15 protein-coding genes are annotated in these 14,309 nt (G+C 49.1%); 6 read left to right on the top strand and 9 right to left on the bottom strand.

The genetic code is table 11. The features are described from left to right. Positions 1 to 81 precede the first annotated feature (81 nt). Both DFR62_RS13175 and DFR62_RS13170 read left to right on the top strand, forming a co-directional pair. Complete coding sequence (locus DFR62_RS13175) at positions 82 to 1,572, top strand: glycine betaine uptake BCCT transporter (RefSeq protein ID WP_121300814.1); 1,491 nt, start codon at positions 82 to 84, stop codon at positions 1,570 to 1,572. A 71-nt stretch (positions 1,573 to 1,643) separates the two neighbouring features. After that, the gene (locus tag DFR62_RS13170) at positions 1,644 to 3,047 is read left to right on the top strand and encodes a Glu/Leu/Phe/Val family dehydrogenase (protein ID WP_241663044.1); all 1,404 of its coding nucleotides are present in this window, start codon (positions 1,644 to 1,646) and stop codon (positions 3,045 to 3,047) included. 82 nt (positions 3,048 to 3,129) lie between these two features. On the opposite strand, the gene DFR62_RS13165 is transcribed toward DFR62_RS13170, so the two are convergent. Further along, a complete protein-coding gene (locus tag DFR62_RS13165) occupies positions 3,130 to 4,044 on the bottom strand; it encodes a catalase (protein ID WP_121300813.1) in 915 nt (304 codons plus the stop codon). A 100-nt stretch (positions 4,045 to 4,144) separates the two neighbouring features. Here DFR62_RS13165 and DFR62_RS13160 point away from each other — a divergent pair, with 100 nt between their 5' ends. Next, positions 4,145 to 4,414 (top strand): GNAT family N-acetyltransferase, encoded by a 270-nt coding sequence (locus tag DFR62_RS13160; RefSeq protein ID WP_121300812.1) that lies wholly within the window; start codon positions 4,145 to 4,147, stop codon positions 4,412 to 4,414. A 180-nt stretch (positions 4,415 to 4,594) separates the two neighbouring features. Here the strand turns inward: DFR62_RS13160 and DFR62_RS13155 are convergent, their stop codons facing one another. Then, complete coding sequence (locus tag DFR62_RS13155; RefSeq protein WP_121300811.1) at positions 4,595 to 5,272, bottom strand: hypothetical protein; 678 nt, start codon at positions 5,270 to 5,272, stop codon at positions 4,595 to 4,597. A 128-nt stretch (positions 5,273 to 5,400) separates the two neighbouring features. Here DFR62_RS13155 and DFR62_RS13150 point away from each other — a divergent pair, with 128 nt between their 5' ends. Continuing rightward, positions 5,401 to 5,700, top strand: a complete 300-nt coding sequence (locus DFR62_RS13150; RefSeq protein ID WP_121300810.1) for a hypothetical protein — start codon at positions 5,401 to 5,403, stop codon at positions 5,698 to 5,700. A gap of 1 nt (position 5,701) precedes the next feature. Here the strand turns inward: DFR62_RS13150 and DFR62_RS13145 are convergent, their stop codons facing one another. The 3 genes from DFR62_RS13145 to DFR62_RS13135 form a co-directional block, all read right to left on the bottom strand. After that, complete coding sequence (locus DFR62_RS13145) at positions 5,702 to 5,902, bottom strand: hypothetical protein (protein WP_121300809.1); 201 nt, start codon at positions 5,900 to 5,902, stop codon at positions 5,702 to 5,704. A gap of 254 nt (positions 5,903 to 6,156) precedes the next feature. Continuing rightward, positions 6,157 to 7,110, bottom strand: coding sequence for an ATP-grasp domain-containing protein (locus DFR62_RS13140; RefSeq protein ID WP_121300808.1), 954 nt, complete (start codon positions 7,108 to 7,110; stop codon positions 6,157 to 6,159). Positions 7,111 to 7,243: 133 nt separating this feature from the next. After that, positions 7,244 to 7,723 (bottom strand): PaaI family thioesterase, encoded by a 480-nt coding sequence (locus DFR62_RS13135; RefSeq protein WP_121300807.1) that lies wholly within the window; start codon positions 7,721 to 7,723, stop codon positions 7,244 to 7,246. A gap of 628 nt (positions 7,724 to 8,351) precedes the next feature. Here DFR62_RS13135 and pepF point away from each other — a divergent pair. Continuing rightward, a complete protein-coding gene (gene pepF / locus DFR62_RS13130; protein WP_121300806.1) occupies positions 8,352 to 10,166 on the top strand; it encodes an oligoendopeptidase F in 1,815 nt (604 codons plus the stop codon). Positions 10,167 to 10,211: 45 nt separating this feature from the next. Here pepF and DFR62_RS13125 read toward each other — a convergent pair whose 3' ends face one another. The 4 genes from DFR62_RS13125 to DFR62_RS13110 form a co-directional block, all read right to left on the bottom strand. Continuing rightward, positions 10,212 to 11,501: a purine/pyrimidine permease gene (locus DFR62_RS13125; protein WP_121300805.1), complete on the bottom strand. Its 1,290-nt coding sequence runs from the start codon at positions 11,499 to 11,501 to the stop codon at positions 10,212 to 10,214. A gap of 72 nt (positions 11,502 to 11,573) precedes the next feature. Then, positions 11,574 to 11,852 carry a hypothetical protein gene (locus DFR62_RS13120; RefSeq protein WP_121300804.1) on the bottom strand — a complete coding sequence of 93 codons (279 nt, stop codon included), beginning with the start codon at positions 11,850 to 11,852 and terminating at the stop codon, positions 11,574 to 11,576. A gap of 85 nt (positions 11,853 to 11,937) precedes the next feature. Then, on the bottom strand, positions 11,938 to 12,957 hold the full coding sequence (locus tag DFR62_RS13115; protein ID WP_121300803.1) for an LLM class flavin-dependent oxidoreductase: 1,020 nt from the start codon (positions 12,955 to 12,957) through the stop codon (positions 11,938 to 11,940). 78 nt (positions 12,958 to 13,035) lie between these two features. Beyond that, positions 13,036 to 13,770 (bottom strand): MBL fold metallo-hydrolase, encoded by a 735-nt coding sequence (locus DFR62_RS13110; protein ID WP_121300802.1) that lies wholly within the window; start codon positions 13,768 to 13,770, stop codon positions 13,036 to 13,038. A 115-nt stretch (positions 13,771 to 13,885) separates the two neighbouring features. Here DFR62_RS13110 and DFR62_RS13105 point away from each other — a divergent pair, with 115 nt between their 5' ends. Then, entirely contained in the window at positions 13,886 to 14,212 is a 327-nt protein-coding gene (locus DFR62_RS13105) for a YflT domain-containing protein (protein ID WP_121300801.1), read from the top strand. Positions 14,213 to 14,309: the final 97 nt, after the last annotated feature.

Here is a 14,309-nt window from a genome sequence, read left to right as displayed (position 1 = left end):
ATTATCTGCTAAGCATTTGACTATTCTTCCGCATTCCTATACCTTTAATAGTTATGTTAAAAAAACATCATAGGAGGAAACATGAACAAAGCAACTAAAGTTTTCTATATCGCATTCGCACTTGTCATTTTGACCGTCGGCTTCGGAGTTATCGCGCCGGAAGTATTTGAACAGGCTACAGGAACAATCCGAACTTATATCAATACAGCTTTCGGCTGGTATTATTTGATGATCATGGCGCTTCTGCTGATTTTTGTCATCGTCATCATCGTTAGCCCCTACGGCAAAATCCGCCTCGGCCGGGATTCGGACCGGCCTGAATTTTCCACATTTACTTGGCTGGCCATGCTGTTCTCAGCCGGAATGGGCATCGGGCTCGTCTTCTACGGCGCTTCTGAACCGCTGTCTCATTTCGCCATCCAGCCAGCGACAGCTGAACCCGGAACGGATGAAGCTTTCAAGGAAGCTTTGCAGCGTACTTACTACCATTGGGGCATCCACGTCTGGGCCATGTATGGAATGGTCGCACTGTCCCTGGCGTTCTTCCAATTCCGCAAAGGGCAGCCAGCTCTGATTTCGACCACATTGAAGCCACTGTTCGGCGATCGCATGAACGGCCCGCTTGGCACATTAGTTGACGTATTGGCTGTATTCGCCACCGTCTTTGGCGTCGCCACATCGCTTGGCTTCGGGGCTGCCCAAATAAACGGCGGGCTTGCTTACCTATTCGGCGCACCCCAGGAATACTGGGTGCAGATGGTCATCATCGGTGTCGTTACACTTTTGTTCATCATCTCGGCTTGGTCGGGACTGAACAAAGGAATCAAGTATTTATCCAATACCAATATGGTCCTGGCCATCGTTTTGCTGGTATTGGTCCTCATTCTGGGCCCGACGATTCTGATCCTCAATCTCTTTACGGAAACATTCGGGGCTTATGTCCAGAATTTGATCAGCTTGAGTTTCCAGTCTGCACCGCTTGATGCGGAAAACCGCAGCTGGCTCGATGGCTGGACAATCTTCTACTGGGCATGGTGGATTTCCTGGGCGCCATTCGTCAGCATGTTCATCGCCCGCGTTTCCAAAGGCCGGACGATCCGCGAGTTTTTGATCGGCGTTGTCCTCGCTCCAACGATTTTCGGTTCGCTATGGTTTGGCGCATTCGGGACCACTGCGATCGATATCCAAAAAAGCGGTGTCGACTTGACCGCCTTCCCGACCGAACAAACTTTGTTTGCGACATTCAGCCAATTGCCGCTCGGGATCATCATGTCGATTATCGCGATCTTGCTCGTCAGCACATTCTTCATCACATCTGCAGACTCAGCGACTTTCGTCCTGGGCATGCAATCGACAAAAGGTTCGTTGCTTCCGAGCAACCAGATTAAGATCCTTTGGGGCATCGCCCAGTCACTCGTCGCTGCGATCCTGCTTTCTGTAGGCGGTTTGACAGCTGTGCAAAACACCATCATCATTGCGGCTTTACCGTTTTCGTTCGTCATGATCCTGATGGTCATCGCGCTGTTCAAAGCCTTGAACACTGAGCATCAATTGATGCAGCGCAAAAAATAAATTCCCGACCGCCGTTAAACAACGGCGGTTTTTTTTAAGCTTAACGCCGCATCCAAGGGGTATAAGGAAGTATGAATATCTTGGAGGTGCTCACGTTGGAAGAAGAAACGAAGAAAATCATTCAGGAGTCACTCGATGCCTTATACGAAAAAAAGGAATTTTTACCTGATTTGACCGACGGGGTCCGTACTCAAGCGTTTAACTCATTAAGCGCAATTATCTCCACACCGAACAATATCCATAAATCATTTTTACGTGTCCCGCGAGAAGACGGGACAATCGAACGAATTCCCGCTTACCGTGTGCAGCATAACGATAGCTTAGGGCCATATAAAGGGGGCATCCGATTTTATGAAGGCGTCAATGAAGATGAAGTCGTCAATTTGGCCTTTTTGATGACTTTGAAAAATGCCCTTCACCAAGTGCCTTTCGGCGGAGGCAAGGGCGGCATCGTCATCAATCCGCGCAATTACAGCGAAAAGGAATTAAATATCGTTTCGCGTAAATATGTCCGCTATTTTGCCGATGTCATCGGGCCGGATAAAGACATTCCAGCACCCGACATGGGATCTGGCGAACGCGAAATGGACTGGATGATGGCGGAGTATAAAAAGATCCACCACGGCAAGCCTTATCTCGGCAGCTTCACCGGAAAAAGTGTTGTCAACGGCGGTTCGCTCGGACGCCGGGAAGCGACCGGCAAAGGCGTCTATTTCACTTTCCGCTATTTGATCCACGATTACGTATTGGCACACAAAGAGCATCTGAAAAATTCCGGGAACCTGTTTGCGCAGACAGCTTTGGAGCATGCGGAACGTCCCTTGAAAATGGCGGTCCAAGGGTTCGGGAACGTCGGATCTGTCGCTGCACTTGAAGCCTATCAATGCCGCGCCTTGAACAATCAAGTGATCGCCGTCAGCGATCGCAATGTCACGCTGTATAATGAAGACGGCCTCGATATACCAAGTTTGATCGCTTTTACTTCCGGCAATCGGGGAGATTTGCCGAAAGATGCAGCAGAACTTGACCAGTCTGGCATAAAAGCAGAAATCCGGGGGCGCGAAGAATTATTGACTTTACCTGTCGATGTACTCTTTTTGGCGGCGCTTGAAGACCAGATTCACCAAGGCAATATGGAGGACATCCAAGCCAAGATCATCGTAGAAGGCGCAAATGCACCGACGACGCGTGTTGCCGATGAGTATTTGGACAATGAAGGGGTTATCATCATCCCGGATATCTTAGCCAATGCTGGCGGTGTCATCGTCTCCTATCTCGAATGGCTGCAAGGCCGCGAAACCCAATACCACGAAGAATCGGAAGTATTCCGCCTGTTGTTGGAAAAAATGCAGGAAACGATGGACACGATCCTTCCCCAATATTTCGGGAATCCATATCCACTTCGCGAAACTTGTTTTATCCATGCCGTACAGCGTTTATCGACGGTGCTGCATAAACAAGGAAAGCTCTATTAAAAAAGACAACCCGCTGATATGTAGCGGGTTGTCTTTTACTTTAGAAGCACATTTTCAGCAATCTTTTCAGACCGCTTTCCGTTCATTCATTTTCGGCTGTGCGTTTTTCGTAAGAATGCCGGTATGCACCGCGGCGGAACTGGAGAATCGGATCTTCCGAACAACTGATGCCTGCGGTCATTGCGGTTGGATCATACAAGGCTTGTTCAGCTTGCTCGTCGGGCGCTTCGATCATCAATCGCCCAAGAAAGATGCGTTCACGGTCTTTTGGCCAATCGCGCGTCGGATCGTCCGTCGGATCGCCTGCTTCACCAATGATGGCATACAGCTTGAAAAATACGGGGCTGCGTGTGGTTCGCTCAGCCAATTCCCGTTCGTAATAGCCGAAAGGCAAGTCTTTCATATCCTTTAATGAACGCTTGTCTTCACCTGCATCCGGCTCGAATACATATTTCACTGCCTGTCTCTTGCCTTCCTTTTCAAAATAGAACGCATGGATGGAATGGTAGATGCCTGTCGCAAAACTTTCTGGCACCGTCATTTTCTTCACGCTCGAGAACATCGCTCTCACTTCAGGAAAATCCGTCAGCAGCTCTGCCAGCTCTCCTAATTCCGGACGGCCCTTCTGAAAAGAGCGGGACACTTCAAGCATTTCCATGAAGCGTTCCGGCGAACGGGTAAAGAACACCGGTGAAGTCACCGACACGATATTTGTCACCTCTTCCGGCCCGATCTTGAATTGGACTGCCATGCCTTTGACTGGCGACATGGCATCCGCCCAAGTGGGATCCGGCGAGAAATGGGAAAAACGCACAAATACCGGCACCTTTGAATTTTGAAAATGCGCAGCATCGGTCAATTCACTGGCCTCTCCGCTGCCTTCGAACAGTCCTCTGTATCCTGCGCCTCTAGCATGCGCGCGCCGATAGCCTTTATGCTCACCGAAGACTTCTTCGATCTGGTTGACTGCCTGTTGTTCTTGTTGATTGGCTTCCATGCCATCCCTCCTTTTTTCTTTCATACCCGCTATGCATATTATTGAAAAGAACGGGAATACCTTTTAAGTAGAATGCTTTTTTAAAAAGGAGGAAATTGAAATGGATTTTCAACATCAAGACAATCGCATTGCCATGATCGACGGTTCAGAGGAAGTCGGCTTTGTCAGCTACGTCGAAAACGGCGATGTACTAACGGTTGATCATACCGAAGTGGCCCCGCAGCTTAGCGGCCAAGGCATGGGCAAAGAGCTGGTCGGCAAAATGGTTGAGCATGCAAGAAACGAAGGCAAATCAGTGGACCCGCAATGCCCATACGCCAAAAAAGTAATCGAGCGCACAGAAGAGTTCCAGGATGTTCTGGTGAAATAAAGCATAAAAAAAAGGAAGCCGCTGCGGCTCCCTTTTTTAGTATCGAGAAACTCCAAATGTTTAACTTTCATTTTGCTCAAGCTTCCCATAACAACTGTGCTCCCACATCTGCGTGGCAGATGCGTCGCAAATGAATGAACTCAGCGGTTGCTTCGTTCATTCACTTGCCGTCTTTTTTTATTAACGGAAATCGCCGTCCGCTACGTTGTAGAGGTAGCTCCAGTTGTCCGCTTTATGCAAGTCGTGGAACGTCAGCTTGTCACCTGTTCCAAGTGTCACTTCTTCACCCATGATCGCGACGACCATGGCCGTGCCTGTGTTATCAAGATTCAAATAGACATCGCCGATTGACGGGCGGATTGAACTTCTGTCGCGCAAATCATCTGCAAGCTGTGCGTCATGCTGCTGCTGTTCTGCTGACACTTTCCCTTTATCGTAATATGCAATGTCGTTGCTGCCTTGCTCTTCTCCCGGAACCATCACGAAAAATTCTCTCGACTTGACCGTGTTCTGTCTTGTCGTGATGACATTCTTGCCTTCAACCGATTCGATTTTCTCGAACTCATTCAAGGAATAATGGTCCATATAATCCGGGTCCGGCTTGGCGATCAGGATGTAGCCGCCTTCTTCTGCGGAAACGTCTTCGCGCAATGTGTAGCGCTCCCCGAAGAACAGGAACGAATCCATATGTTTCGGCTTATAGAGCGATACTTCGTCTGCACGGCTTGCTACTTGCTCCATGTCCTTGACGCGGAACATCAAAACCGATTTTTTAGCGAGCGGCTTAACGGAATAAACTTTGTGCAATTCGTTGTTGTAGTAGACGAATTGACCTTTACGTACTTGAAGTAATTTCATTCTTTCCCCTCCGATACTATCAGTGCTATGGACCATTCTAGAGCAAACAATGCAGGAAGTCCATGCAACCGAGTGATTTATCTGCTATTGTGAAAACATCCCAAGATTCTGTAAAAGGAGTGACCCGCATGGAATACGAAAGCCGTGAAGATTTCATCATCAAGAAATACCAGCAAGACGAAGAAACGATGGTCCGCGTCTTTGTGCAATGGTGCGTCAACCATAAAATCGACCCGCTCGCACTTTATACGGCAGCATACCCAGCACAGGCTGAAAATCAACTGTTGAAAACAGCAATGGAAGAAACCGAAGCATTTGAATACGACATCAGCGGTGATGTCCTGCTCGAAGTACTGCAATCATTCGGCAACGACGATTTAGCGTTTGAAGTCGCAAACGCCATGGCAACATTACCGCGCGAGGAATAGTTTAGCGGTGGCCTTTGCGCGCCAATTCCTTCGCCTTGTTTTCGATGTGGGTCGTGCGCAAGTTTTCCAGGCGGTTCGAGGAGACACGGCTATAGATGCCATCGAATTTCGACGCCGTTTTTAATTCCTTGCTTTCCACGTCCGCCACATCTTCCACTTCTGAAGGCGTCCGTTCTTCCACTTCCTGCGTTTCTTTATCCATCGCGAGTTCACTCCCTTCCGCAAACAAATCCCTTTTTTCAACCGTTCCCTTGAATGGCGGGAAGTAAACGTCCAGCCCACAGGCAATGAATGAGCGAAGCTGTGTTGAGTAGACGGTTTTTTAGTGACGAGGAAGCTCTCCTGCCCACAGGGTCTTGAGATCAGCTGTGGAAAATACGGCTTCTTAACTTTATCGACAATATGAAAAGAACGGCCGAATTTGCATCCGGCCGTTCTTTTCATGTTAATCTCCATTTACTTTGCAAAAGTGGCAAGGTTTTGCCGCTGATTTTCCAGATACTTCGCCAATTCAAGCATCCCGTACGTGCCGCTTTCTGCTTCCGCATCGGCATTGTAATTGGTGTTGGTGTTGACATCGTAAGTAAACAATTCGCCATCGGCATTTTGAATAAATTCGATTCCGGCCACTTCAATACCGTTTTCTTCAAGGAAGCGTTCGTATTTGGCGATGATTGGATCATCGAATCCTTCGATGATCTGGAATTTCGGGCGTGTTTCCGACGCACCATCTGCCGGGCAGGAGATGTCTTCAAGCCGGCATGCATCGGCCGGGCATAATTCGAACCCTTCCGATGTATCCACCTGCACCGCGTAGAGGAATTTGCCGCCGACAAATTCGCAGCGCGTGATGAACGGCTCAGGTGCTTGAATATATTGCTGCAATAAAGTGATGCCATCCACGGATTCGTCGAATTCACCACCGCCCACATATTCCTCCAGCGCTTCTAATGAATGGAACAACCGGACACCAAGCCCTTTTCCGGCACGGTTATGCTTAGTAATGAATGATTCGCCTTCAAAAGCCGAAGCAGCTGCGAGAAGTTGTTCCTTCCCGCTCACCGCAACCGTTTTCGGCGTCCGGATTCCCGCTGCGTCAAGCGCCATGTATTGGTTCACTTTGCTCACTTCAAGCCGGAGTGCGCGGCTGCCATTGACGACGCGCCGGTTGTGGCGCTCGAGCCAGGCGATTTTCGCTTCGGCCATTTCAGGCGCAAAGCGATGCCCTCTCGTATGCGAAGAAGCACTCATGCGGTTATAGAACACCCCTTGCGGCGGCTCATTCGTTAAATCGACCGATCCAGCGTCGGTAAACCAATCTTCATAGGGCACGCCGAGCTCTTCCAAGCGCCGAAACAAATGGACTGTCCATTCTTCGTTTTCATGAATTACATAAACTTTCTCCGTCATCCGGGTTCCTCCTTAGAAATAGAGCTTTGAATACATTGAGCATACAGCATCCTCTTAATCCCTACAAGTCTTATAGACTTTAAGGAATAAAACGCATAAAAAAACGCCGGATGGCTCCGGCGCCCATTTCATTTCAAGAAGTGAAAGTCGATGGCATCAACACGGCAACCACTTCGCCGTTTGCGACTTTTACACCCCCTGCAAATACTTCCACATTCACTTTGAATTTTTTCGGATGGATCTCTTCAACTTTCCCTACCGCTTTTAAGGTCTTGCCTTGAGGCGTCGGCTTCAGGAAATCGACATGCAATGAACCTGTCACGAAGCGCGGCGGCTCTTCCCCGCTGCCAGGCTCATGCCCATTTTTACGGTGAAGGGCGAGCGACGCCGATCCCGTGCCGTGGCAATCCACAAGCGAAGCCAATAATCCCCCGTAAACAAATCCGGGAATTGCCGTATGTTCTTTCCGCGGTTCGTAGAAAGTCACGGTTTCTTCGCCATCCCATCCTGTCCGTAAGTGAAGCCCGTCTTCGTTCAGGCGGCCGCATCCGTAGCACCAGGCAAAATCTTTTCCATACTCATCTTGAATTGCATGTTCTACCGTTTCACTCAATCTCGTCCACTCCTTTTGCAAAAGTTATCCTCTGCTCTATTCCACATGATCGCGAAAGATGCCTGCCAGAAGGCATAGAAAAAGCATGACCCGATAAACTCGGATCATGCTCTTCCTTACCTTATCCTCCGATTCGTCCGTGGAGGATTTTCGCACGCGGAAAATTCTATTCAATTCTTCTACAAACGTACATGTTGGCGATGTAAAACTCCCGCCTATGCAGTTTAATGGCGCTGGCCGTCTTTGGATTTCTCACATATACCTCTCAGTGATCAATAGACTTTGCAGCCAGGCGTTCAGTTGCACTTACACAAAAAACCTACCTCTTACTGTTGAAACTTCTTAGGCTGAACCATTTTCATCTGGTTCCCGACAAGAGCTATATCGCCAGTAAAGCAAATTTTCCGCCAAGGCTGTGCATATTCTCATCAGAAGGCGATTCCGGTAAAAACCGCTCGTGTCTTCTGACGGTCATTCCGCCTTGTACTGATTTATACCCGCCCCATTTATCGCTTAAACCTATTTTTCATAATTTTCTTATTAATTTTAAAACTTTTTTTACTTTTCATGATTTGGACATTATACTTAGAATTAGTTCGACATCCGGAATACAAGGGAGAGAAAATCATTGGTTAAAAGTTTACCGCCACGTTCAGAAATATCTATAGAAGAAACATGGAATTTAGAAAGCTTAATGGCAAGTCCTGAAGCATTCGATGCCGCTTTGGAAGAACTTGACCAGGAAACAGCAGCCTATGCCGAGAAGTTCCAAGGCCAGATCACCGACGCCCAGTCGGCATTGGAAGCACTTGAAGCGTATTTGGCAATTGCCGAAAAACTGGTCGCCCCGGGCACTTTTGCAAGCCTGTCCTACAGCACAGACCAAACCGATGCGAAAGCACAGATGCGCACCGGGAAATACAGCGCTTTTTCCGCAAAGATCGGCAGCCGCCTCGCTTTTGTGACGAGCGAACTGCTGGAATTGCCGGAAGACACGCTAAAACAGGCGATGTCAGAATCCAAAGAGTTTGAAGGCTATTTGAAGAAATTACTGCGCAAAAAACCGCATCAATTGCATCCGGCCGCGGAAAAAGCATTGGCTTCCTACTCCTCTGTCTTCCAAGCGCCTTACGAGCTATACAATACGACGAAAATGGTTGATATGGATTTCCCGGATTTTGAAGCAGGCGGCAAATCCTATCCGCTCAGCTATGTGTCGTTCGAAGGTGACTGGGAAGCGGAAACCGATACCGAGCTGCGGCGCGCCGCATTCAAGGCGTTTTCCGATAAGCTGCGCGATTACCAGCACACGACGGCCAAAACTTATGATATGCAATTACAGACCGAAAAAACGACTGCCGATTTGCGCGGTTATGAGGACATTTTCGAGTACCTGCTATTCAACCAGGAAGTCGACCGCACGCTTTATGACCGTCAAATCGATTTGATCCAGACGGAATTGGCGCCCCATATGCGCAAATACGCACGCCTGCTGCAAAAATCGCACGGTTTGGACAAAATGACCTTCGCCGATTTGAAGATTTCCTTGGATCCGGAATACGATCCAGAAATTACAGTCGAGGAATCGAAACAGTATATCAATGAAGCGCTCGGCATCATGGGAACGGATTATTTGAATATGGTGGAACGGTCGTACAATGAACGCTGGATCGATTTTGCCCAGAACAAAGGCAAGTCGACGGGCGCATTTTGCGCAAGCCCTTACGGCGACCATCCGTATATCCTCATTTCCTGGACCGGCCGCATGAACGAAGTATTTGTCCTCGCGCATGAACTCGGTCACGCAGGTCATTTCTATCACGCGAACCGCGAACAGAACCTATTCAACGCGCGCCCTTCGCTGTACTTTATCGAAGCGCCATCGACGATGAACGAAATGCTTGTGGCGAATCATTTGCTGAAGAATTCCGAAGACCCGAAATTCAAGCGCTGGGTCATTTCATCGATTGTCGCCAGAACCTATTACCATAACTTCGTCACCCATTTGCTTGAAGCGGCTTATCAACGCGAAGTGTATAAAAAGATCGATGCCGGAGAAAACGTCAACGCAGGTGTACTCAATGCACTGAAACGCGGCGTACTTGAAGAATTCTGGGGAGACGATGTAGAAGTCACAGAAGGCGCGGAATTGACGTGGATGCGCCAGCCGCATTATTATATGGGCCTTTACCCGTATACCTACAGTGCCGGGCTGACCATCTCCACGCAAGTGTCCAAGCGCATCTTGTCGGAAGGGCAGCCTGCCGTCGATGAATGGATCGACGTATTGAATGCAGGGGGCACGAAAACTCCTGTCGAATTATCCAAGATGGCGGGTGTCGACATCACGACCGAACAGCCACTGCGCGACACGATCGCCTATATAGGCGAATTGATTGATGAACTCGAACGCTTAACTGAAGAAATCGAACAGCAAAATTAATACAAAACAGGCGGCATAAAGGATCTCCCTTTATGCCGCCTGTTTTTATTTCACACGTACGAACCGAATCATTACTTGTTCGATAATGATGGCGATGATGGTGCCTGAAATCAACCCGTTGGATAAAATGGCCGCGACAGCTGAAGGCAGCCCGGCCATGCTTTCTGTCGGGATGAACATCAAACCAACACCTGTCATCAGACCAAAAGCCGCCACTTTATAAGATCGTTTACGATTTGGTTCCGCTTCAAGCGCGTTGAAAGCCATTTCCACCATTTTGGAGAAAATCGCAAAGATGACTGCATAGGCAACCGGAGCCGGCAAAGCGGCGAGCACGGCCATCAATTGAGGAAACAAACTGATGCCCGTGACGATGACGCCGCCAACGATAAACGGGCGCAGTCCTGGAGTCCTTGTTGCACTGACAAACCCAGCCGAACCGGAAATCGGCACAGGGCCAACAGAAGAAAAAAGCCCTGCAAGCAGATGGTTCAGCCCTGAGGCAACCGATGCCTGCTTCATGCGGTCTTCTGACTGGATGGAAAAAGCATTTTTCAGCAAGCTTTCCATCACGTGGACCGAAGCCATCATATTGGCGATGAGCAAGATGGTCAAGAACAAGGTCGTGACCAGCATTCCCCCGTCAAAGACGAGCGGGCCAAAGACCAGCATGTCGGGGAATGTCATCCATGCCCCGTCAGTTCGGGGAATACTTGGCGCTTTGCCGATCGCCCAAAACAACAGCCACCCAAAAGCGATGGATAACAGTACTGAATAACGGCTGATAAAAGCCGAACGGTGGAACATGAAATAGAAAGTGATTAAAATGACAGCGACCGCTGCCAACAGCACCCGCACATCCAATAAATCCCCTTCCGATGAAATACCAAACAGGCCTTTCATGATCGATTCGCTGATCTGCAGCACAAGCAGCAGTAAATAGATAAACGTGACTGTAGGAGTGAAAAATTGTTTCAGCTTATCCACTACACCCGTGACTGCGAAAACAATAAATAGAATGCCGCTATAGAACAAGCCGCTTTGCAGCACTTGCAAAGACTCCTCAGCAGTTGAGTACAAGACGCCGACAAGTCCGGCGTAGACGATAAACACGCCCCACCATAACCCTGCCGGTCCTTCGTTGATTGGCAAGCGGTGGCCGATAAAGGCCTGGATGAGGCTGGCGATACCGAGGACGAAGATGGTGCGCTGTAAGAACAGCGCGGTATCGGCAGTGTCCATGCCGAAGATGTTTGCGATGGCGATGGGGGCTGCAATGGATGAAGCGATGAGAAAAATCGCCCATTGAAAACCGCCCGCTAAATTTTTTGTCATGATGGCAACTCTTTTCATTTAAAGTATTGTTTCAGTATACACGCTCCACTAACGAGAAAAAGCCCTGAAACGTCAGGGCTTTTTGGTCGGCGGGCCGTTTGTGTCTTTCGGCTCTTCCGGTGTATTCGGATGTGCTTGCCGTTCTGCTGTTGCTTGCTCATCAGCATCTTCCCGTGTCTCACCGCGGTCGTAAATCACCGGGTATCCTTGCTCGTTCAATTTTTTGACTTGCTTCCGCGATGCTTTCGTCAACAGGCGGACGATCAGGATCGATAGGATGAAAATGATGACGACCGAGATGATTCCCGGAATATATTCTGATTTATCTTCAGGAAAATAGAGAAAGTCCATAACATTACTACCACCTTTAAACTTCAAGTTTCACTAGTATTATACATGAAGCCGAGCGGCTGTTGCCGCCGGTAAGGTGAACATTTCATGGCAATCGAACAGTATTCGATACCGCTTGTTTTAGGATTTCGTAAGAACGCACACGTTTTTCCTGGTCATAGATATAGGAAACAGCCATCAATTCATCGATTGGCAATGAACCGGCGAAACGGCCGATTTGTTCTCCCAATTGCTCGGCATTCCCTTTGAACGTATAGCGCGCCATCGATTTGACCATCGCTTCTTCTGCATAGCTCCAGCGGCCTTCCATTGTATCTACAGGCGGCATCAATGGATTTTTCGTGCCGCGGACGACGTTCAAGTAAAACTGGTCGCTCGATGTCGAAAGCTGCTCCGCTTCTTCTGCACTTTCGGCCCCGACCACATTCACACAAGCGATGACATACGGTTCTGATAATGTATCGGAAGGCTCGAAGCGGCTGCGATAGATGGCGACTGCCGACTCGAGTTGCTGCGGGGCGAAATGCGCTGCAAACGCATACGGCAATCCGAGCTTCGCAGCGAGCACGGCACTCGATGTGCTTGAGCCTAGAATGAATAACGGTACTTCCGTCTCTACGCCTGGATAGGCTTTCACGGATTCCTGTGCTTCGAGCGGGCCGAGGTAGCGCTGCAATTCTTCGACATCTTCAGGAAATTGGAACGCAGTTTCCTGTGTTGTCCGGCGAAGCGCGCGGGCGGTTTGCATATCCGTTCCCGGTGCGCGCCCAAGACCAAGATTCACGCGTCCGGGATGCATCGTCTCAAGCGTGCCGAATTGTTCGGCGACGACAAGCGGCGTATGGTTCGGCAGCATGATGCCGCCGGAGCCGACTTCGATCGTCTCGGTCGCTTCGAGCACTTTGGAAATGAGAATCGACGTCGCGGAACTCGCGAGCGTCGGTGTATTGTGATGCTCGGACAGCCAGAATCGCTTATAGCCGAACTGCTCGGCATGGCGGGCAAGGTTTTTCATATCTTCGAACGCTTGCACCATCGGAAAGCCTTGGCGTACTGGCACCAGATCCAGAATGGATACTGCAAGCTCTTTTGTTTGTTGTGTCATGTGTCAACTTCCTTTCATCCAATTCGGATGATATAAGGATAGGAGGAAATTCCTTCAAATTCAAACTATCTGCTCTGCCTATAATTGATAGCTTTTGCCGATTTCAGCGAATGATACATCTCCGCTGTAAGTTTTCTTCGCTTCCGCAAGGATTTCGGACAATTCGCCGTACTGCGGCAAATGGGTAAGCAGCAGCTGTTTGGCTGAAGCTTCTGAGGCGAGTTTTCCCGCCTGGTTGCCGCTCATGTGGCCTTGGATGATGCCGAGGTATTTTTCGTATAAATTCGATTCTGCGACGAGCAAGTCAGCGGATTCAGCAAACGGCACGAGTTCGTCTTTCCATGCCGTGTCAGCCGTAAAGACCGCTGTCCGCTCCCCATTCGTGAAGCGCATCGCCAGGCAGTAGACAGGATGGTCCGTTTCGCAGAAGGTCACCTGGAACGGCCCAATATCCAGCGTGTCGTCCGAGTGAATCGCACGCCCTTCCGTAACGCCTTTATAAGACAATGAAGCGAATCCTTCCTTGTCTTTATCATGCGCATAGATCGGCAAAGGCACATTCCATTCCTTCAATTGCATGCCGACCATCGCCGCATGCTGCAAGACGCCAATATCCGCCACGTGGTCGGGGTGGTAATGGCTGATGACGACCGCATCGATGTCTTTCAGTTCCGTATAATTCTGCACCGCTGCAACCACTCCACTGCCGCAGTCGAGCAGGCAGCGGTAGCCGTCCTGTTCGATCAAGTAAGCGCAGGTCGCTTCGTTTTTGTTCGGGTAGCCGCCCCAAATCCCGATTGGCGTAATTTTCATGGTCACCACTCCTCCCGTTTTTCCCCAGTATATCATTTCAACACACGCCGCATAGTTTAAGAGTTTTGGCACGTGGTATATAGGAAGTAAGAAGAAAATATTGGAGGGATTCGTTTTGGTAATTAAACTATCAGTTGAAAACGCGGTACAAGCAAAAGCAGAAATTGAAAAGCTTGAAACACAAGGATTCACGCATGACGACATCTATATTTTCGCTCACGACCCTAAACGCACGAAAGACATCACGAAAGCACTAGATACAGAATCGGTTGGCATGAAAGAACAAGGCTTCCTCGACAGCATGAAAAACATGACTTCTTCACGCGGAGATGAATTGCGCGCGAAATTGGAATCAGCCGGCCTCACAAAACAGGAAGCTGAAGAGTACGAAGAAGTGCTCGACACAGGAAAATTGGTCATTGTGGCCAATAAAGATCATTGATGATCACCTAAAATCCCGCACAGCATAGAGCTGTGCGGGATTTTTTTGTCACCTATTATTTACTTTCCAAAAAATGCTATATCACAAATATTATTTA

Origin of the sequence: Planococcus citreus, from assembly GCF_003664125.1 — a bacterium.
Classification (GTDB): Bacteria; Bacillota; Bacilli; order Bacillales_A; family Planococcaceae; genus Planococcus; species Planococcus citreus.
The sequence above is the reverse complement of the archived record's forward strand: the minus strand, read 5'-3'. Positions and strand labels throughout refer to the sequence as shown.